Below are 19972 nucleotides of genomic sequence, written 5' to 3' on the forward strand. Positions count from 1 at the left end.
GGTGGGTGGCGCGGTGATCCTGCGTCTGGTCGAGCGGACCGCGGTGCTGCTGGTCAGCCTCGCGGTCAGCTCGGTGCTGGTGTTCGCGTTCCTGGCCGTGCTGCCCGGCGATCCCGCGCGGGTCGCGCTCGGCGTCAACGCCTCCGACGAGGCGGTCGCGGAACTGCGTAACCAGTTCGGGCTCGACCGGCCGCTGCCGACCCAGTACGTCGACTGGCTGACCGGCCTGCTGCACGGCGACTTCGGTACGTCGTACATCTCGAAGGCGGAGATCGGCCCGCAGATCACCGACCGGTTCCAGGTCACGTTGTGGCTGGTCGTGGTCGGGATGGTGATCGCGTTGCTGGTCGCCGCGCCGGCCGGGACGGTGATGGCCGCGCGGCACCGCAAGCTTTCCGGGCTCGCGCTCTCCGCGGTGTCCCAGGTCGGCGTCGCGGTCCCGGCGTTCCTGGCCGGGATCCTGCTGATCATGCTGTTCGCGGTGAAGCTCGGCTGGCTGCCCGCGAACGGCTGGACGCCGCCGGCCGAGGACCCGGCGATGTTCCTGCGCCAGTTGGTGCTGCCGGCGCTGTCCCTGGGGCTGGTGCAGGGTGCGGTGCTGACGCGGTACGTGCGGTCGGCCGTGCTCGACGTACTGCGCGAGGACTACCTGCGGACCGCGCGGGCCAAGGGGCTGCGGCCCTTTCGCGCGTTGTGGCGACACGGTCTGCGCAACGCCGCCGTACCGGTGGTGACCGTGCTCGGGTTACAACTTGCGACCCTGCTGATCGGGGCGGTCGTGGTCGAGCGTGTCTTCGTCATCCCGGGGCTCGGCAGCCTGCTGCTGGACGGAGTGTCGAATCGCGATCTGCTCGTCGTCCAGGCCGTGGTGATGGTGCTCGTGGTCGCCGTACTGGTCGTCAACTTCCTCGTCGACCTGCTGTACGTCGCGCTGGATCCGCGCCTGCGGGTGAGCCGATGACCGCCCCGCTCGGTCCGGTCGGCCGCGCAGTCGGCGGGCGCCGCCGCTGGAACCCGAGCCTGCTCGTCGGCGGCTTCATCGTGCTGCTGATCGTCCTGCTGGCGCTGGTGTCCTTCGTCTGGACGCCGTACGACGCGACGCTCGTCGACCCGGCCGGGCGACTCGCGTCGCCGTCGTGGTCGCACTGGCTGGGGACCGACAAGTTCGGGCGCGACATCTTCAGTCAGATCATGGTCGGCTCGCGGACAACACTCTTCGTCGGGCTGGTCGCCGTCGGGGTTGCGGCGCTGATCGGCGTACCGCTCGGCATCCTCGCGGCGATGACACGACGCTGGTCGAGCGAGCTGATCATGCGGGCGAACGATCTCCTGCTGGCGTTTCCGGCGTTGCTGCTGGCCATCATGTTCGGCGCGGTCTTCGGCGCGAGCACGCTGACCGCGATGGTTGCCATCGGCATCGCCACGATCCCGAGCTTCGCCCGGGTCATCCGCAGCGGTGGTCTGCAGGTCATGCGCACCGAGTACGTCCTCGCCGCGCGGGCCGCCGGTCGCCGGCCGTTTCCGATCGCCGTCCGGCACGTGCTGCCGAACGTCGTCAGCCTGATCACCGTCCAGGCCTCGGTCTCCTTCGCCATCGCCGTACTGGCCGAGGCCGCGCTGTCCTTCCTCGGCTACGGCACGCCGCCCCCAACGCCGTCCTGGGGCCGCATGCTGCAGGAGTCGCAGGAGTTCCTGTTCAGCGCACCCCGCCTGGCCGTGTTCCCCGGCCTCGCGATCGCCATCGCCGTACTGGGCTTCAACCTGCTGGGCGACGGCCTGAGAGACCACTTCGACCCCAAACTGGAGGACCGCCGATGACCTCGCAAGCCGCGGAGGTCACCGCCGAAACAACAGATGACGCGGTACTGACCGTGCATGGACTCACTGTCTCCGTCCGCGACCTCGAGCTGGTCAGCGACGTCGACCTGTCGGTCGGTCCGGGGGAGCGGGTCGGCCTGATCGGCGAGTCCGGCTCCGGCAAGTCGCTGACCGCGCTGAGTCTGCTCGGGCTCCTCCCCGAGGACGTCACCGCTACTGGATCCGTCCGGCTGACCGGCGTCGACCACGACCTGATCGGCGCCGGCGAACGCCGCCTGTCACGCATCCGCGGCAACCACCTGGCGATGGTCTTCCAGGAACCGATGACCGCGCTCAACCCCACCATGCGCATCGCCGACCAGGTCGCCGAAACGATGCTCATCCACCACACCCGCTCCGGCCGCCGTACCGCCCGAGCCGCCGCCATCGACCTCCTCGAACGCGTCGAGCTGACCGGCGTGGCCCGCGCCTACCCCCACCAACTCTCCGGTGGCCAAAGGCAACGAGTAGTCCTCACCATTGCCCTCGCCAACGATCCCACCCTGCTCATCTGCGACGAGCCCACCACCGCCCTCGACGTCACCGTCCAAGCGATGGTCCTCGACCTCATCCTCCGCGGCGTCACCGCCCGCGACGCGGCCCTGCTCTTCATCACCCACGACCTGGCCGTCGTCGCGACGATCTGCCAACGCGTCCTCGTCATGTACGGCGGCCGAGTGGTCGAGTCCGGTCCCGTCCACCAGGTCTTCACCGCCCCCCGCCACCGCTACACCGAAGGCCTCCTGGCAGCCTCCGACCTGGAATCCGCCGACTCCGGCCCGGTCACCTCCTCAGAACCTGCCCGCCGCCTCCCCACCATCCAAGGCACCGTCCCCGCCGCCGGCCACTTCCCCGACGGCTGCGTCTTCCGCACCCGCTGCCCCCACGCCACCGACCTCTGCACCCAACGCCCACCCTGGACCGGCACCCCCACCACCGGCTACGCCTGCCACCACCCAGCCGGAGCCACCAATGCCTGAGCTGACCCGGCTGCCCCGCCCGTCCGACGCGACGGCCCGCCCAGAGCCCCTCATCAGGGTCAAAGACGTCACCCGCGACTACCCCCGCCCCCGCACCTCTCTCTTGAAACGCGCCGAGGTAGTCCACGCCCTCAAAGGCGTCAGCCTCGACGTCCAGCCCGGCGAGCGCTTCGGCATCGTCGGCGAGTCCGGCTGCGGCAAGTCCACCCTGCTCCGCATCATCGCCGCCCTCGACCGCCCGACGACCGGCAAAGTGGTTGTCGACGGCAAGGAAATCACCAACCTCCCCGAACGCCGCCTACGCTTCCTCCGCGAGAACCTCCAGCTCGTCTTCCAAGACCCGATGAGCTCCCTCGACCCCCGCATGCGCGTCCGCGACATCATCGCCGAACCGCTCGTCGTCCAAGGCCACCCCGCCTCCGGCGCCCGCGTGAAAGAACTCCTCGACGCCGTCGGCCTCTCGGCCGACGCGGGCGACCGCTTCCCGCACCAGTTCTCCGGCGGCCAGCGCCAGCGCATCTCCATCGCCCGCGCCCTGGCACCCAACCCCAAGATCCTCGTCGCCGACGAACCGGTCAGCGCCCTCGACGTCTCCGTCCGCGCCCAGGTCCTCAACCTGATCTCCGACCTCGTCGACGAGCTCAACCTCACGCTCGTGTTCGTCTCCCACGACCTGTCCGTCGTCAAGCACGTCTGCGACCGCGTCGCCGTCATGCACGCCGGCGAGATCGTCGAGACCGGCACCACCGGCGAGGTGTACGCCGCCCCCCGCCACCCGTACACCCGCCGCCTGGTCGCCGCCATCCCCACCCTTCCCAAGGCCCTCGCCGGCGCAACTCCCCAAGACCTCATCCCGAAGGGAGCCCGCCCATGACCGCCACTCCACCCGACCCCATCCCGTCGACGACACCCGGCCCGGCGGCAATGCCCGACTCCATCCCAGCGGCGTCCCCCGGCCCCACCCCAGCGGCGACACCCGGCCCCGGCGCGACGGCACCCACCCTCGAGTTCCCCTCCGGCCTCCCCATCGGCGAGTCCTGGCTCGAAGCCCCCACCACCGCTCCCGTCCACTTTCCGTACGACGGCTCCGTCGTCGCCCAAGCCCCCGTCGGCGACACCGACCTCGCCCACCAGGCCCTCGAGAACGCGCTCTCCGTCCGTTCCCAAGTCGGCCACCTGCCGTCGTACACCCGCAGGTCAGCTCTCCAGGGAGCGCTCTCCGCCGTCTCCGCCAAGCGCGAGCAGTTCATCGATCTCCTCATCCTCGAAACCGGCAAGCCCCGCGTCGACTGCGAGGTCGAACTCGACCGCACCCTGCTCACCCTCCAGACCGCCGCCGAGGAAGTCGCCCGCCTGCACGGCGAAACCGTCCCCCTGGACCTCCTGCCGAGCGGTGAGAACCTGATCGGCTTCTGGGTCCGCAGACCGATCGGCGTGGTCGTCGGCATCACCGGCTTCAACTATCCCCTCCTGCTCGCCGCGCACAAGATCGCTCCTGCGCTCGCCGCCGGCTGCCCGGTCATCGTCAAACCCGCGCCGCAGACCCCGCTCGCCACGCTCTGGCTCGTCCACCTGTTCCGCGAAGCGCTCGCGACCGCCGGCGCCCCGAAGTCCGCCGTACAGCTCATCACCGGGGGAGTGGACGTCGGCTCCGCGCTCACCACCGATCGCCGCATCGGCGCCGTCTCGTTCACCGGTTCGGCCGCCGTCGGCCACCAGATCGCGCGCGACGCAGCGCCGACCAAGGTCCTCCTCGAACTCGGCTCCAACTCCGCCCTCGTCGTCGCCGAGGACGCCGACCTGGCCGCGGCCGCCGACGCCGTCGTCCGCGGCGGTTACTACGCCTCCGGCCAGGCCTGCATCAGCGTTCAGCGCGTCATCGTCGTCGAGTCCGTCCGCGCCGCGTTCCTCGCCGAACTCACCCCGCGCCTCGACGCGGTCAAGGTCGGAGATCCCCGAGAGAGCGCGACCCGCGTCTCCGCGCTGATCGACGAACGCTCGACCACCCGCGTGAACCGCTGGATCGACGAGGCCGTCACCGCCGGTGCCACCCTCGCTCACCAAACCCAAGTCGCCCAAGGCAACAGCAGTCCGTCCACCGGACAGGCCGCCCAAGGCAACAGCAACCCGTCCGCCGGACAAGCCGCCCAAGGCAACAGCCGCGGCCTGGTCGCCGAACAAGTTGCCTCGACGCCGGATCCAGTTGCCGGCGGCGAGCACCAGCCGCGCCCGATCATCGGTCCCACCGTTCTCCTCGACCTCCCGCACGGCCAGCAGGCCTGGGACGAGGAGATCTTCGGCCCGGTCATCGCGGTCCGCTCGGTTCCCGACGTAGAGAGCGCGTTCCAGGTCGTGAACGACACCCGGTACGGCCTGCACGCCGCGGTCTTCACGTCGTCCCTGGCCACCGCGTTCGCCGCGATCGACCAGCTCGACGTCGGGGGAGTGGTCGTCAACGAGGTCCCCGGCTTCCGCAGCGACGTCATGCCGTACGGCGGGGTGAAGGACTCCGGCACCGGCCGCGAAGGCCCCCGCTTCGCCATCGAAGAGCTCACCACCACCCGGATGGCGATCATCCGCCCCAACCCCTGACCTCGTCCGGCCGGCCCAAAGTCGACCGAGCAAGCCCTGCTGTCGTCCCGGCCCTCCGATACGAGAAACCCACCCGACCAAACCCTCCGATCCGAAAGCCCCGCCCCCGAACATCCGACGATCCTCCGGGAGGTCCCCGTGCCGCACGACTACGCGAACCTGTTCCGCCTCGACGGCCGGCACGCCCTGGTCGTCGGTGCCGGCAGCGGAATCGGCCGTGAGGCCGCGCTCGCCCTGGCCGCCCACGGAGCCCGCGTCACCTGCGCCGACCGCGACCTCCCAGCCGCCGAGCAAACCGCTGCGCTAGGCAACGCAGACCGCGATACCTCCGATGCCCAAGGCAACCCGACCCGCGGCACCTCCGATGCCCAAGGCAACGCCGCGCTCACGCCGTACGAACTGAACGTCCTCGACCCCGAGGCGATCACCACCGCCGCCCAAACTCTCGACCCCGTCGACATCCTCGTCTTCACCGCCGCGACGAACGTCCGCAAACGCATCCTCGACTACACCGGCGAGGAGTTCGACCGCGTCGTCGCCCTCAACCTGCGCGCGTCCTTCGACCTGATCCGCGCCTTCGGCAAACAGATGGCCGACCGCGGCCGCGGCAGCATCATCGGCTTCAGCTCCATCCGCGCCACCACCGTCGAACCAGGCCAATCGGTGTACGCGGCAACCAAAGCCGGCCTCGTCCAGCTCCTCCGCACCGCCGCCGCCGAGCTCGGCCCGAACGGCGTCCGCGTCAACGCCATCGCCCCCGGCGTCGTCGAAACCCCGCTCACCGCACAGATCAAGGCCAATCAGCCCTGGTACGACGCGTACGCCGCCAAGAGCGCCCTCAACCGCTGGGCCACCCCCGACGAACTCGCCGGCGCCGTCGTCTACCTCGCCTCCGACGCCGCCAGCTTCGTCACCGGTTCGGTCCTCCACGTCGACGCCGGCTGGACCGCCATCGACGGCCGCTTCACCCCACCCACCTAGCCTGGGATCCGCCGCCCACCGAGCGCCGGATTCACCACCTACTGAGCCCCGAACCCCACCCGCCGCCTCGCGTCCCACACACCGAGCCCTGACCCCACCGACCTAGCCCGCTTGCTCGAAGACTCCGCTTTCCTTCCCTCCGGCCGCCGCGACCTCAGCCCCCAGCAACCTCACCGGCCGCATAGGCACCCACCCCGACCACCGCTTCGCAGTACTGGAGACAGCAGATGAGCCTCGCCGATCTGACCGCCGTCGAACTGGTCGCGAAGTACCGCGCCGGCGACCTCTCGCCCGTGCAGGTGATCGACGACGTCCTCACCCGCGTCGAGGCCCTCGAACCCCGCCTCCAAGCGACCTACGCGCTGAACCCCGACGCAGCCCGCCAAACAGCCCGCGAAGCAGAAGCCCGCTACCAACGGCAGGAACCCACCGGCCCCCTCGACGGCGTACCGGTCACCATCAAAGAAAACATCGCCACCCAAGGCACCCCAGTACCGCAAGGCACTGCGGCCACCGACCTGGTCCCCGCCACAGAAGACCACCCAGCAGCAGCCCGCCTCCGCCAAGCCGGTGCCGTGATCTTCAGCAAGACGACCATGTCCGAGTACGGCATGCTCTCGTCCGGCGTATCAACCTTCCACCACCTGGCCCGCAACCCCTGGGACCTCACCAAAACCCCCGGCGGCTCCAGCGCCGGCGCCGCCGCGGCAGCCGCGGCCGGCTACGGCCCGATCCACCTAGGCACCGACATCGGCGGCTCAATCCGGCTCCCGGCCGGTTGGTGCGGAGTCATCGGCCTCAAACCCACCCACGGCCGAGTCGCCGTCGGAAATCCCTACCCAGGCAGGGCCATCGGTCCGATCACCCGTACGGCGTCCGACGCGGCCCTCACCCTCCAAGTCATCTCCGGCCCCGACCGCCGCGACCAGACCTCGCTGCCACCCTTCACCGACGACCCGCGCCCACTCGCCCTGCAAGGCACCCAAGTCGCCCTACTCCTGGACGCAGGCCTAGGCCTCCCGGTAGACCCCGACATCACCGCCGCCGTCACCAAAGCCGCCCAAACCCTCGAGGCCGCCGGCGCCGTCATCACCGAGATCCCACCGATCATCACCCGCGCGATGCTCGACGGCCTCGACCACTTCTGGCGAGTCCGCTCCGCCGCCGACCTCGCCGCCCTCCCCGAGAACCGCCGCGCCAAGGTCCTCCCCGCCATCCGCGAGTGGACCAGCACGGCAGACGCGCTCACCCCGTTCGACGTCTTCCACGGCCACACCCAGATGCAGAACATGTCCACCGCCGTCGACCACGCGTTCGCGGCGTACGACTTCATCCTGTCGCCCACAGCCCCCATCCCAGCCTTCGCCGCGGACCAGGCCTACCCCACCAACAACCCCCTCCAGCCCTTCGAACACATCGCCTTCACGGTCCCGTACAACATGTCCACCCACCCCGCGGTCACCGTCAACTGCGGCCACACCGAAGCGGGCCTCCCCATCGGCCTCCAGATCGCGGCTCCCCGCTTCCAAGACCTCCGCACCCTCGCCCTGGCGGCGTACCTGGAGCGCGTCCTCCCGACCAACCCCTGGCCGACTCTCTGAGGACGTCGACGCCCACCACTGATCAACCTCCGGGCGGCCGCGCAACTCAGCGCTTTTCACGCTGACCGCGGCGCGGGCCGGGGGAGATGATCAGTGGTGGCCGTCGCAGGTCAGCTGTCGAGGACTTGCTGCAAGGACGCCCGTGTCATCGGCCGCTGCAAGAGATCCGCGACCTCGCGTTCGGCGAAGCGTGCGCGGTCCGGATCGGACGGGTCGATCGCCTCGCAGATCGTGTTGTACGTCCAGTTGAGCCAGCCCGTGACCGCGACCGCGAACGACGAGAGGTCGAGCTCCGGCCACCGACCGGCGGACTGAACGTACCCCTCCCGGAACGCGGCGATCGCCGGACGGTTGAGCGCCGGTCGCAGCCCCCAGTGCCCGAGCGCGGACCCCAGTTCCTGCTCAATCGTCAGCGATCCCGCGAAATCCCACTCGGTGATCACCAGTTCGTCGCCGTGCCCGATCCGGACGTGCTCCGGGATGAGCACGCAGTTGCAGAGAATGAAGTCGCCGTCGAGATCAGCCTCGATCCCGCGCAGCTCGGACAGCACAGGCAACGTGCGTGCCAGCTGATCGGCCAACGGCTTGCCCGCGGCGCGGGCCCGAGCGAGCAGCTCCTGCCACTGGGCGTCATCGCGGCGCGCGGTCAGGTACGGGTTGACGGGCGTCGTACTCGGCATCGCCAACGAGTGCAGGATCCCGTACGCCGTACCGATGCCTCGGGCAACCGCCGTCGGCGTCGGGCTGACCGGCGACGGGCCGACCTCGATCCACTCGTGCACCCGCCAGCTCTGCTCCCGCACGCGCTCGATCAGCCGCCCGTCGGGGCTGCGAACCGGAGTCGGCGCCGCGGCACCGGCGGCGACCGCGGCGTCGCGCAGCCGGGTACCGAGTTCGGCCTGTTCGTTGGTGATCCACGGGTAGACGGTGACCGCGAGCCAGCGCCCACGCTCGGTCGTGATCGACCAGCAGCGCCCCATCGGCGTGAACGCGACGGGGGAGGGCGGCGCGGTGACCTGCCCGAGTCCGAAGGTCGACGCCAGTTCCTCGGCGAGCCCGTCCGGCGCTGCCGGTACGGCGGCGGCCCGGCGTTCGGCCTCGGACTTCAGCTCGGCCCAGTCCCGTACGCCGTACTCGGCCGCCAAGGCCTGCTGGGCCTCGGTCAGCGACGTACCGGGACGGGACTCACGCAGTGCCGCCAGGAGATCCTTGGCTTCCTTGCGCAGGAATCCGAGACTCGGCTTGTCCGGCAGGTATCGCATCGCGCATCCTCTCGCGCCCGGACTCGCACGGGCGGGAAAAGAGAGCGCGGCGAACTCGGCTCGATCGGGGTGGCTTCCAGCCTGCCGGCGAGTCTCGACGCGGCCCCGGCCGCGCTGCCGGCAACGCTAGCCGACCGGCGCGACCGCGGTCAACGAACTCAGTACTCGCCGTACACCGAGACCGTCGTGCCGATCTTGGTCTCCTTGAAGATCTCGCGGATCTGCGGGCGCATCACCCGGACGCAGCGGTGCGAGGCCGGGTAGGTCTTGATCAGCGTGTTCGACCGCGAACCGTGCAGCGCGATCCCGGGGCGGTCCTTCAGGAAGTAGATCGAGTCGTACATGTACGCGTCGTCGTACAGGCTGCTCTCGTGCGCGCCGGCCCACTTGCGCCAGACCTTGCCGGTGCGGTTCGGGGTGTCGTAGCCGGGCGCGCCGGTCGAGACCCAGACGATCCGGCGGTAGGTGTTGTCGACGACCTGGTACAGGACCTGGCAGGTCTTGTTGACGTAGATGCCCGCGGGCTTCGTCGGCGCCGGGCGGTTCTTTGCCAGCAGCACCGATCGCACGTCGGCGGTGGTCAGGCGCTCGCGGCTGATCGGGAGGCCGTTCGTCTCGCGCCACGCGCAGAGCGCCTGCTTGGTCCGCGCGGTGACCTCGCCGTCGACGTCGCCAACGGGATATCCCCAAGCGGCCAGGCGCTTCTCGACCTCGAGCGGGTAGTTGACCTTCGCCGGGGTGACCGGGGTCGTGGGCTTGCCGGTCGGCGTGGCCGTGGGATCTGCGGTCGGCGTCGCGGAGGGCGTGGTGGTCGGCGTCGAGGCCGGAGTGGACGGCGTCACGGAAGGAGTCGAGGGCGTCGTGCTCGGCGTCGCGACCGGACTCGACGGCGTACCGGACGACGCGCTCGTCGTCGTACCGGCCGAAGGAGACTTCGCCGGCTCGTCCGCCGCGACGTCGGTACACCCGCTCAGCACGACGCCCAGCACCAGCAACCCCGCCACGACTCCACGTCGACGCGCCACGAGAATCCCCTCTCCTCAGGACTTTCAGCGTCGCAGACGGGGCCGTTCCGGGGCGGAAGCCTCGCCGTACTGCGTTCGCTCGCCGAACGCTAGTCGTCCGACAGGTCCTCGGAGGGCGGCGTTCCCACTCCCGTCACCGAACCGTTGTGATCGGTGACGTACAGCCCGGTGGACAGGTCGAGCAGCGCGAGTCGGTTGCCGAAGGCGTCTTCCACGACAGCACACCGCCCGACCGGTACGTCGAACGCCGGCGTCACCACGACGTCGAAGGACGCGACGGCGGCATCGACGTCGTCGACCAGCCAGGTCGGTGCGTACGGCAACCCGGTCGTCAGCACGATCTCGGTGTCGCTGTCCGGCATCCCCAGCCCCGCTTGGCCGATCGCGTCGTTGCGCCAGAGCAGGGGATGGCCGAGCCGGTCGCGGTAGTACGCGAGCCCGCGCTCGAGATCCGGCACCGGGACCGTCACCGCGTCGATCTTCCGCAGTACCGGCCCGGTCATGGTCTACAGCCCGAGGTCCCGCAGGAACTCCGGCTTGTACGCCTGCATCACCACGTACCGCGGGTCCGGGACCTCCATGTCGGCGTTCTTCGCCGCGTCCTCGGCCGGACTGTGCTCGCCCTCGGGCGCACTCGGGTCGGTCCATTCCTGCGCGGCCGCGTTCCACTTGGTCACGGTGTACTCCGCGCTCAGGTCGTCCCCGGCGACGAGCTCCTTCACCGTGCTCTCCGCCTCACGGGCGTCCTCGAGGGTGTGCGTGTAGAGCAGCATCCGGTTCCCGTCGCGGGTCACCGTCACCTGCCGCCCGAGCCGCTTCCGCGCGTCGTCGTCCAGATCGAGCGCCCGCAACCGCTCCCAGAACGTCAGCCCGTGCTCATCGCTCCCGAGCTCGACCTCAACCCGAAACTCCTCATCCGCCATGCCGCACACCCTACCCAGCCCCTCGACCAACCTGATCGTGAGGAGGCCGCCGTGCAACTCGTGCCCGACGAACTGCTCCACCAGATCGTCACCCGCACTCTGGAACACGGAGGAGCCACCGTCGACCTCGCCACCGGCTCCTTCACCTGCGAGGGCGACTTCTGGTACTTCCCGCGGTACCCGTCTCGAACGCGGCGAAGCTCCGTGAAGCCCGGCGGGTCAAGCGAGGTCGACGGCAGGAAGATCGTCACCATCTACAACCCCGCGCTCGACCGGATCGAGTACGTCTGGGCGGGGATCAGGTTCTGAGCGCTCGTACGCCGTACCAGCGACTGTTGAACATCGAACCGCCGACGGGACAATCCATTCTCATCCATCGACTACAGTTCTGAGTCATGGAGCTTCGCCACCTGGAACACTTCATCGCCGTCGCCGAGCAGAAGCACTTCACCCGCGCCGCCGAGGCGATGTCGATCTCCCAGTCGGGCCTGTCCGCCTCCATCCGCGCCCTCGAGCGCGAGCTCCACGCCTCGCTCTTCGTCCGCAACACCCGCAGCGTCGAGCTCACCGAAGCCGGCCGGGCCCTCCTCTGCGAAGGCCGCCGAACCCTCGCCGCCGCCGAAGCCGCGCGCGACGCCGTCGCCGCCGTCCAAGGACTGGTCCGCGGTCACCTCACGGTCGGCCTGGAGCAGTGCCTCGGCGTGGTCGACGTACCGGCTCTCCTCGCGAAGTTCCGCTCCGCCTACCCCGGCGTCGAGATCGAGGTCCGCCAGGCCGGCTCCACCCCCATGCTCGACGAGCTGGCCTCCGGCCGCCTGGACGTAGCCTTCGTCGCGACCTCCGGCCACCCCGTCGACGGCCTCGACCTCCGCCCCCTCTCCACCGAGTCCATGGTCCTCGTCTGCGCCCCCGACCACCGCCTCGCGGGCGCCACCGAGGTCTCCCTCCAGGACCTCGCCGGCGAGTCCTTCGTCGACTTCGACCGCACCTGGGGCGCCAGAGCCATCTCCGACCACGCCTTCGCCGCCGCCAACGTGGCCCACCCCGTCACCATCGAGGTCAACGACGTCCACACCCTCCTGGCCCTCGTCGCCCACGACCTCGGCGTAGCCCTCGTCCCCGAACGCATCGCCGCCAAACGAGGCGACCACAAAACCGTCCCGTTGGTGCCGGGCGCAGCCTCGGCTTGGCAAGTCTCAGTAGCCGTCCCCACCAGCCCCGCCGCGAGCCTCACCGCGGACGCGCTGATCGGGATGCTCCCGACGACGCGCACGTAGCCCAGCTAGGAGGCTCGGGAAGGGTGCCAGGCCGGAAGCAACTCCTCCGATCTCGGGAACAACCGCTGGTCCTCGACCATCAGCACTGCGTCGGCATCCCCGTCGAACGGCGGGTTGTCGTAGTCGAACTCAGCTGCCAGCTCACCACTCCGAGCTAGCGTGAGAACCGCGTTGTACCAGGTTCCACGGTCGGGCTCGTACATTGATTGACGCAGATCGGCTGCGGCGTCGTCACCTTCGTCGTCCAGCTCGCAGTGCCGGTTCAGGCTCCCGTCGACCAGCGTTGCAGTGGTCGTCGTGCTCGTCATTCCGCCCGCGGCCGATATGTGTAGCTCCACCAGCTGCCAACCCTCCGGAGCCGTACGCGCCAACGCCTTGCCGACCTCGGTGAGCAGTTCCTGCGCCTCGTCGTTCATCTACTTCGCTCCTCGATGCGGGCTGTTGTCAATGGTTCTACGAACGATCCCGTCGGCGTGTTCGTAACGGACCCTGATCTTATGGGGGCGGACGGCATCGTCGTCGTAGCTGAAACGGACTGATACATCGATGGCCTCACCTCGATCGATCAAGCGCCGCCAATGATTCTCGATCACCTTGTACTGACTCAGGTTCACCTTGCTGCCCTTCATCGGTACCAGGTTCATTGTCCCGATCGGGCCGCCGAAGATCCGCGCGAAGATATGCCCGGCATGGTCGCCCGTCAGCTTGCCGGCGAGCCTGCGTTGGGCTGCGGTGTCGCGCGGATGCTGAAGGTCGATCCGATCAAGAACCGCGTGTGCACTGATCACCCGCCCGTCGTGATCCGTGCGATAGAGAAACTTCTCATCGACGAGGATCGAGCTGTTCGGTGGAGGTGCGTCGAGAGTCGGACGGTGATCGCGGTTGGTTGTCGACAGCTTCAGTACGTCGTCGGACTTCACACCATCAGAACCGGGTCCATCAATGTGCGGCTCGATTTCCGGACGGCCGATGTCGAGCTTGACGGTCTTCTGATCAGCGTTGTCACCAGGGCGAGGGCGCCCGGCAGTTGGATTGCGGTCCGCAGGCAGCGGGTCGCGAACCGGCAACGAGCCTTCTGACAGGATCAGCTGTTCGGCCCAGGCGCGCGCACGTTGCGGAGCGATCGACGCCAGGTGAGCGGCCTCCTCGCAGCTTCTCGCCGCCTGATCGAGCTGTAGCGCAGCTGTATGAGCGCTTGGCTGTGCCGACATCGATCCGATCAGGGCCGCATTCTCACGACACCGCTGCGCTGTGCGCTGCAAGTAGGCAACAACTCGAGGTACTTCATCCAGAACCTCGAGCAGGGCCTGGCCAACCCGTTGCAGTTCGGACGGCACGATCGGCCGGGACTAGATTTGGTCCGCGTAACTGCGACATCCGGCCGCGGCGATCTGCAGTGCCTCGACAGCCTGGTCGATGGACCGTCCGGCCGCTTCCAAGACCTGGACGATTTCACGGTCGGCCCCTGTCGCCGATCCCGCGATCAAACCGTGGACGTGGTGGCTCGTCTGGCCGAACTTCTGCCGGAATCCACCCAGGCTGCCAGCACCTTGCTGAGCTTCGGTCATGAGTTGGTAGAGCTGCTGCTTGAGGCGCTGTATGTCCGACATGTCGGTCCCTTTGCGGTGTGGCGGTCAGTGGTACCAGCTCACCGCACGGAGCCCGGACAACACAGGTCGTCACATGGGCATCGCTGGGACATTGTCGGTCTGCCAGAATGTCCCTAAGACGTCCCTTTGTCCAAGGAGCTGCGCTGTGGTGAACGACCGGCTTCGGTCAGCGATGAGCAGTCGGCAGTTCACGGTGGAGGTCTTCGCTGCCGAATTGGGAGTCGATCCCAAAACGGTCCAGCGCTGGCTGACCCACGGCCGTCGCCCGCACCGTGCGACGGCCTACCGAGCGGCGACCTTGCTCGACGTACCCGCCAACTGGCTCTGGCCCGAGCTCGAGGCCAGACGTGGTGGGGCCGAGCCGGGCGAGGTGGTTGCCTTTTACCCACATCGTTCGGAGACGCCGAAAAACTTGTGGCTGGACCTCCTGAAGTCGGCAGACAAGGAACTCTGGCTGCTGGCCTACGCCAGCCTGTTCCTGCCGGAGCAGAATCCCGAAGTGATCGCGCTGATCAAGCACAAGGCCGCCAATGGAGTCGACGTCCGCATCGTTCTCGGCGACCCGGACAGCCCCGAAGCGGAGCTCCGTGGTCGCGAGGAGCAGCTGTACGACGCCATCCCCGCGCGGATCAAGATGGCCCTGGCTTACTACCGACCGCTGACCGATGTGGCTGGGGTCAAGTTTCATCTGCATCGCACCACGCTGTACAACTCGATCTTTCGGTTCGACGATCAGATGCTGGTCAACCAGCACATCTACGGGGCTTATGGCTACATTGCCCCGATCCTGCACCTTCGTCGAGTGGACAGCGCGGACCTGTTCGAGACGTATACAACGAGTTTCGAGCGGGTTTGGGCGGAGTCCTACCCCTGGAGAACCCCGGACTCGAAGGTCACGACCGACCGGCCAGCTTCCTGACCGCTGCAATCACGGCTTCGGTGTCTCGCAGGTCGTCGAAGACCGCATCTGCGCCTTCGGTTCGCAGCACGTCGGCAGAGTCGATGCCAGTGGCAACACCGATGGCCTGAGCACCGCCGTTCTTCGCCGCGCGAATATCTCGCGTGGTGTCCCCGATCAGCACTGTCGACTTCAGCTCGAATTCGACGCCGTACTTCTCGCCCGCCCGACGCTGTGCGTAACCGACCAGCTTTGGCCTGTCGATGTCATCAGATCCAAAGCCACCGATCTCGAAATCGATGAACTGATCCAATCCGAGGGCTGCCAGCTTTGCACGACCATTCGGCGCGATGTTCCCGGTGAGAACCGACTGGTGAATCGAGTTGTCAAGCAGGACAGCAGACAGGGCCTCACGAGCGCCCGGCAGGACTGAGCCGCGTCGCCGCAGGTCGTCGTACTTCTCCTTCATCGCGGTCACGAGCGCCTCTGTGATCACCTGCCGGGCGAAGCCATCGGGATTCTCGCCGTTGGCGCGCAGAAGGTTGCCGACAATCTCGAAGTCGGTGCGGCCATCCGTCTGGATCGACGCCGCGGGCGCGCGGCCGGTCAAGTGCTCGAAGGCGCGCGCGTAGATCTCTTTACTGACACCCGCGTTTTCGATCAGGGTGTGATCCACGTCCCACAGCAGCAGAATCTGTCCGTTGCCCATGCGGGGGAGTATCTCAGAGGTCAGGGAACGTTCCGCCCACCTGGCGGTAAACGCCGGTGGGCGGAACGAGCGCCAGCACTCCTACCAGGCATAGTCCTCAGGCGAGGTCTTGTAGCCCGGGAAGATCTCGTCGAGGCGGGCCAGGGCCTTCTCGTCGAGCTTCAGGTCGACCGCCCGTACGGCGGACTCGAGCTGCTCCATCGTGCGCGGTCCGACGATCGGGCCGGTGACGGCCTTCTGGTGCAGGAGCCATGCGAGCGCCAGGTCGCCGGGCTGGGTGCCGAGCTCGTCGGCGAACGCCTCGTACGCCTCGATCTGCGGACGCAGCTTCTCGACGGTCTCCTTCGCGCGGCCCTCGAGCCGGCGTACGCCCTCGTTCTCCTTGCGGATCACGCCGCCGAGCAGTCCACCCTGCAGCGGCGACCACGGGATCACGCCGAGGCCGTAGTACTCGGCGGCCGGCAACACCTCCCGCTCGACGTCCCGCACGATCAGGTTGTAGATCGACTGCTCGCTCACCAACCCGGTGAAGTTGCGCTTCTCGGCGGCCGCCTGGGCCTGTGCGATGTGCCAGCCGGCGAAGTTCGACGACCCGGCGTACAGGATCTTGCCTTGCTGGATCGCTACCTCGATCGCCTGCCAGATCTCCTCCCACGGCGTGTCCCGATCCACGTGGTGGAACTGGTACAGGTCGATGTAGTCCGTCTGCAGCCGCTTCAGCGAAGCGTCCAGCGCCCGACGGATGTTGAGCGCCGACAACTTGCCCTCGTTGGGCCAGCCCTCGCCCATGTCCCCGTACACCTTGGTCGCCAGCACCGTCTTGTGCCGCTTCACCGGGTCCTTCGCGAACCACTCGCCGATGATCTCCTCGGTCCGGCCCGGGTAGATCGCCCGCCCGTACCCGTTCGCGGTGTCGAAGAAGTTGATCCCCTTCTCATGCGCCGCATCCATGATCGCGTGGGAGTCCTCCACGCTCGTGTGAGGCCCGAAGTTCATCGTCCCCAACACGATCCGACTGACCTTCAGTCCCGTTCGCCCAAGCTGAGTAAAGTCCATGGCTACCACCCTGCGCGCCCGGCGCTCAGACTTCCAACAGAAGAATCCGCACAGTGTGATCGGCTGAACTTCTGAGTGGGGGTTACGCGACCACAGACGCAGCTTGGAACATGTCGGTTGGCATGGGGTGATGAAGTTTCCACGTGATCGCGATCGGACGATCGCCAGTGTGGCTGGCATAGGTCGCCGGGCCGAGGAAGAGGTACGGCGAGGTGCCCAGTTCATCCTCGTTGCGAGTTCGCGCGAAGATCAAGATGTTGGACTTGCGTTCGCGGTGATGCAGATAGCGCTGGCCGGTCTCCGACTTCACCGAGGTCCTGCTCTGCGTCTCCCAATGGAACAGTTGAGGGCTGATCGCATAATCCTTGTACATCGTCGTCGGTGAGTAGTCGGCCTCAGACTTCGTCAAGGTCACCAGAAAGGCATCAGTGGCGATCTCCGGTGAGTTCAGCACGCCTTCGCGGAAGTTGCTTGGATAGCGTTGAAGGTTCGCATGATTGAGGGCAGCAAGGATTTCTTCCCGCTGGTATCGGGCGTGGACCCGCAGGCTCAGGCGCCTCAAGGGTCCGGACAGAGCCTGAGCGCGGTGACGGGCTTGGTCCATCGCGTAATCGATGACCTCGAGCAGTTCGTCGCGCAGTGCGTTCTCGTTCCGCAGAGCGTCGAAACCTTCCTGGTACGACGAGAAGCCGCCGCCGTTAGGCCATAGCGAGAAGAACAGCATGCGTGCGTAGTTCTGCTGTGAATCGTCGAGTTCGTCGTACGACGGTGCTCCGTCGACAATGAGCCTCCGATAGGCCAGCGTGCGCTCGGCGTCATCGACGTGAGCCAATGCGCGAACGCGTCTCAACAGCGCTGATTCCCGCTCACTACCTTCGCGCGTCGACAGGCCCGCATCTCGACGCAGGCCAGTCCAGGAGCGGCCGCTGCGTAGTACATCGCTGAGTTCGACCCCGGTCTCCGCCAAGAACGTCGGCAGATTTTGCTCCCCGTGGTCCCGAAGTTCGGTGACAAGGTCCTTCCAGCGGCTTCCGATCTGAGACCGAAGGTTGTCGAGAACGGCCTGCTGCGCGACCTCATCCAGAATGATCTGGCAACCAGATGGCAGGAAGGGGAATCCCTGCTGGAGCTGCTTCTCCAAACCCCTGCGGGTGTCTCCAGTCAGGGCTCGGAACCGTCGGTCGAAGCGGAACTCCTTGCGCTGATGTCCGACAAAGTCGAGGGCCGTTAGAACCGGCTTGCCACGTGCTTGCCGCAATCCACGGCCGAGCTGCTGAAGGAAGATCGTCGGACTCTCCGTAGGCCGGAGGAAGAGCACCGTGTCGACCTCAGGCAGATCCAGGCCCTCATTGAAAAGGTCGGCCGCAAAGAGCGCGTTGACCCGCAAGGCCTTGAGATCCTTAAGCGCTTGCTCACGCTCTGCAATGGAGGTTTGGCCAGAGACCGCCTTGGCTGGGATGCCAGCCTCCGAGAACACCTGAGCCATGTACTCCGCGTGGGCTACCGATACGCAGAACCCCAGCGCACGCATGGCGCTCACGTTGGTGATCTTGTCGCGCACCTCGCGCAAGACGATGCTCGCCCGCCTGCTGTTGCCGGTGTAGAGGTCGTTGAGTTGCTGATCGTCGTACCGCCCGCGCTTCCAGTCCAGGCCAGCGAGGTCGGTGCCGTCAGCGATGCCAAAGTAGTGGAACGGGCAGAGTAGATCGTCGGAAAGCGCGTCCCAGAGGCGAAGCTCAACGGCCGTCCGGCCACCAAAATAGGTCTGTACGTCGAAGCCATCGGTGCGTTCCGGAGTCGCTGTCAGGCCGAGCAACTCACGCGGCTCGAGGTGTTCCAGCAGCGTTCGGTAGGTCCTCGCGGCAGCGTGATGGAACTCGTCGACGACCACGATGTCGAACGCGTCGCGGGGCATCGCTGAGACGTCGTCGATCGAGAGCGACTGGATCGAGGCAAACACGTGGCGCCAGCGCTCGGGACGAAGTCCGGAGTGGTACTCCTCGCCGAACGATGCGTCGCTCAAGACCTCCCGGTAGGTCCTGATCGACTGCTGAAGAATCTCGCGTCGATGAGCGATGAAAAGCAGTGAGGGTGCCGGCTCGCCCTGTGTCTCAGCTGCCTCTTTGAGGCGGCGGTAGTCCAGTGCGGCGATCACGGTCTTTCCTGTGCCCGTCGCTGCGACTACGAGATTGCGGTGTCGATCGTGGACGGAACGCTCGGTGTCGAGCGTCTCCAGCATTTCGGCCTGGTAGGCGCGCGGTCGCACCTCGAGGCCGGCGAGCGAAACCGTGCCCTGGCGAGCCGTCTTATCTTGGCGCGAATGGGCTAGAGCGTCGTCAAGCCGATCGCGATCTCGCTCGGGATCGTACGTCTCGAAGCTGGGGTCGTTCCAATAGGTGTCAAAGGTGGCGGCGAACTTGTTGAGCAGGCTCGGGGTGCCGATTCTGGAGAGCCGGACATTCCACTCGACGCCGTCGAGTAGTGCCGCTCGGGAGAGATTGGACGATCCGACGTACGCCGTATCGAACCCAGTCTCGCGCCGGAACAACCATGCCTTGGCGTGGAGCCGAGTGCGCAGGGCGTCGTACTGCACCTTGACCTCTGCGCCGAAATCTTGGACGAGTCGGTCAAGTGCTCGTCGATCGGTGGCACCCATATAGGTCGTGGTGATGACTCGCAACGGCGCGCCGCGAAGGCGCAAGCGCTGCAGTTCGGGCTCCAGTACCCGCAGACCGTGCCATTTCACGAAGGCGCAGAGCAAATCGACCTCATTGGAGGAGTCGATCTCCGCGCGCAGTTCAGTGCCCAAGGCAGGCTCGCCGTGAGCGTTAGTCAGCAGGGCCGCGTCCGAGAGTGGCGTACTGGGCCTGGTGAGCGCGACCGATTGCAAGCCAGGTCCAGCCGCTTCGCCCGCGGCAAGGAGCCGCTCAGGCTTCTTGTCCGGAACAACGTCCTCATGCGAGGCCAGTCGGGTGAGCAAGTCATTGACGATCGAGATGCGCTTTTCCTCATTGCGCGTGCCGTCAAGGACGCGAAAGATGACGTCTCGCAGATGCCGCGCCAGCACCTCCGGTTGATCGGCTTCGTCAACTTTTTCGAAGGTCGGGCTGAGCTCATCGGATTGTCGAAGTGCATCGAGCAATCCGTGCGTCACGAGCGCGTCATAGATCCCTGGTCTCATCCGGTCCACCGCCACGCGGA

At 67.4% G+C, this 19972-nt stretch carries 20 protein-coding genes; 10 read left to right on the plus strand and 10 right to left on the minus strand.

Going from position 1 to position 19972, the window contains the following annotated elements; all coding sequences use genetic code 11:
* The first annotated feature begins 13 nt into the window (after nt 1–13).
* The 7 genes from ABD235_RS36730 (at nt 14) to ABD235_RS36760 (ending at nt 8011) form a co-directional block, all read left to right on the plus strand.
* Nucleotides 14–961 (plus strand): ABC transporter permease, encoded by a 948-nt coding sequence (locus ABD235_RS36730; protein WP_344182758.1) that lies wholly within the window; start codon nt 14–16, stop codon nt 959–961.
* Entirely contained in the window at nt 958–1818 is an 861-nt protein-coding gene (locus ABD235_RS36735) for an ABC transporter permease (protein ID WP_344182760.1), read from the plus strand. The genes ABD235_RS36730 and ABD235_RS36735 overlap by 4 nt, the downstream gene beginning before the upstream one ends.
* Nucleotides 1815–2837 carry an ABC transporter ATP-binding protein gene (locus tag ABD235_RS36740; protein ID WP_344182762.1) on the plus strand — a complete coding sequence of 341 codons (1023 nt, stop codon included), beginning with the start codon at nt 1815–1817 and terminating at the stop codon, nt 2835–2837. Before ABD235_RS36735 ends, ABD235_RS36740 begins: the two co-directional genes overlap by 4 nt.
* Nucleotides 2830–3711 (plus strand): ATP-binding cassette domain-containing protein, encoded by an 882-nt coding sequence (locus tag ABD235_RS36745; protein WP_344182764.1) that lies wholly within the window; start codon nt 2830–2832, stop codon nt 3709–3711. The genes ABD235_RS36740 and ABD235_RS36745 overlap by 8 nt, the downstream gene beginning before the upstream one ends.
* Nucleotides 3708–5429, plus strand: coding sequence for an aldehyde dehydrogenase family protein (locus ABD235_RS36750; RefSeq protein ID WP_344182766.1), 1722 nt, complete (start codon nt 3708–3710; stop codon nt 5427–5429). The genes ABD235_RS36745 and ABD235_RS36750 overlap by 4 nt, the downstream gene beginning before the upstream one ends.
* Nucleotides 5430–5567: 138 nt before the next feature.
* On the plus strand, nt 5568–6410 hold the full coding sequence (locus ABD235_RS36755; protein WP_344182768.1) for an SDR family NAD(P)-dependent oxidoreductase: 843 nt from the start codon (nt 5568–5570) through the stop codon (nt 6408–6410).
* Between the two features lie 227 nt (nt 6411–6637).
* Complete coding sequence (locus ABD235_RS36760) at nt 6638–8011, plus strand: amidase (protein ID WP_344182770.1); 1374 nt, start codon at nt 6638–6640, stop codon at nt 8009–8011.
* A 110-nt stretch (nt 8012–8121) separates the two neighbouring features.
* Here ABD235_RS36760 and ABD235_RS36765 read toward each other — a convergent pair whose 3' ends face one another.
* From ABD235_RS36765 to ABD235_RS36780, 4 genes are all read right to left on the minus strand, one after another.
* Nucleotides 8122–9273: an aminoglycoside phosphotransferase/kinase family protein gene (locus tag ABD235_RS36765; protein ID WP_344182772.1), complete on the minus strand. Its 1152-nt coding sequence runs from the start codon at nt 9271–9273 to the stop codon at nt 8122–8124.
* A 158-nt stretch (nt 9274–9431) separates the two neighbouring features.
* Entirely contained in the window at nt 9432–10298 is an 867-nt protein-coding gene (locus ABD235_RS36770) for a L,D-transpeptidase family protein (protein ID WP_344182774.1), read from the minus strand.
* 89 nt (nt 10299–10387) lie between these two features.
* Nucleotides 10388–10801: a VOC family protein gene (locus tag ABD235_RS36775; protein WP_344182776.1), complete on the minus strand. Its 414-nt coding sequence runs from the start codon at nt 10799–10801 to the stop codon at nt 10388–10390.
* 3 nt (nt 10802–10804) lie between these two features.
* Nucleotides 10805–11221 (minus strand): hypothetical protein, encoded by a 417-nt coding sequence (locus tag ABD235_RS36780; RefSeq protein ID WP_344182778.1) that lies wholly within the window; start codon nt 11219–11221, stop codon nt 10805–10807.
* Between the two features lie 51 nt (nt 11222–11272).
* On the opposite strand from ABD235_RS36780, the gene ABD235_RS36785 reads away from it, so the two are divergent.
* On the plus strand, nt 11273–11530 hold the full coding sequence (locus ABD235_RS36785; RefSeq protein ID WP_344182780.1) for a hypothetical protein: 258 nt from the start codon (nt 11273–11275) through the stop codon (nt 11528–11530).
* An 86-nt stretch (nt 11531–11616) separates the two neighbouring features.
* On the plus strand, nt 11617–12498 hold the full coding sequence (locus ABD235_RS36790) for a LysR family transcriptional regulator (RefSeq protein WP_344182782.1): 882 nt from the start codon (nt 11617–11619) through the stop codon (nt 12496–12498).
* 5 nt (nt 12499–12503) lie between these two features.
* On the opposite strand, the gene ABD235_RS36795 is transcribed toward ABD235_RS36790, so the two are convergent.
* Genes ABD235_RS36795 through ABD235_RS36805 form a run of 3 tightly spaced genes read right to left on the minus strand, consistent with a single transcriptional unit; the run spans nt 12504 to nt 14108 of the window.
* Nucleotides 12504–12914 carry a hypothetical protein gene (locus ABD235_RS36795; protein WP_344182784.1) on the minus strand — a complete coding sequence of 137 codons (411 nt, stop codon included), beginning with the start codon at nt 12912–12914 and terminating at the stop codon, nt 12504–12506.
* Nucleotides 12915–13835: a DNA/RNA non-specific endonuclease gene (locus ABD235_RS36800; RefSeq protein WP_344182786.1), complete on the minus strand. Its 921-nt coding sequence runs from the start codon at nt 13833–13835 to the stop codon at nt 12915–12917.
* Between the two features lie 12 nt (nt 13836–13847).
* On the minus strand, nt 13848–14108 hold the full coding sequence (locus ABD235_RS36805) for a hypothetical protein (protein ID WP_344182788.1): 261 nt from the start codon (nt 14106–14108) through the stop codon (nt 13848–13850).
* Nucleotides 14109–14253: 145 nt separating this feature from the next.
* Between ABD235_RS36805 and ABD235_RS36810 the strand changes: the two genes are divergently transcribed.
* Complete coding sequence (locus ABD235_RS36810; protein WP_344182790.1) at nt 14254–15027, plus strand: XRE family transcriptional regulator; 774 nt, start codon at nt 14254–14256, stop codon at nt 15025–15027.
* Here ABD235_RS36810 and ABD235_RS36815 read toward each other — a convergent pair.
* From ABD235_RS36815 to ABD235_RS36825, 3 genes are all read right to left on the minus strand, one after another.
* Nucleotides 15002–15715, minus strand: a complete 714-nt coding sequence (locus ABD235_RS36815; protein ID WP_344182792.1) for an HAD family hydrolase — start codon at nt 15713–15715, stop codon at nt 15002–15004. The genes ABD235_RS36810 and ABD235_RS36815 overlap by 26 nt on opposite strands.
* A gap of 81 nt (nt 15716–15796) precedes the next feature.
* A complete protein-coding gene (locus ABD235_RS36820) occupies nt 15797–16771 on the minus strand; it encodes an aldo/keto reductase (RefSeq protein ID WP_344182794.1) in 975 nt (324 codons plus the stop codon).
* A gap of 82 nt (nt 16772–16853) precedes the next feature.
* The gene (locus tag ABD235_RS36825; RefSeq protein ID WP_344183424.1) at nt 16854–19961 is read right to left on the minus strand and encodes a DEAD/DEAH box helicase; all 3108 of its coding nucleotides are present in this window, start codon (nt 19959–19961) and stop codon (nt 16854–16856) included.
* Nucleotides 19962–19972: the final 11 nt, after the last annotated feature.

It is taken from the genome of Kribbella lupini (assembly GCF_039529595.1).
Classification (GTDB): Bacteria; Actinomycetota; Actinomycetes; order Propionibacteriales; family Kribbellaceae; genus Kribbella; species Kribbella lupini.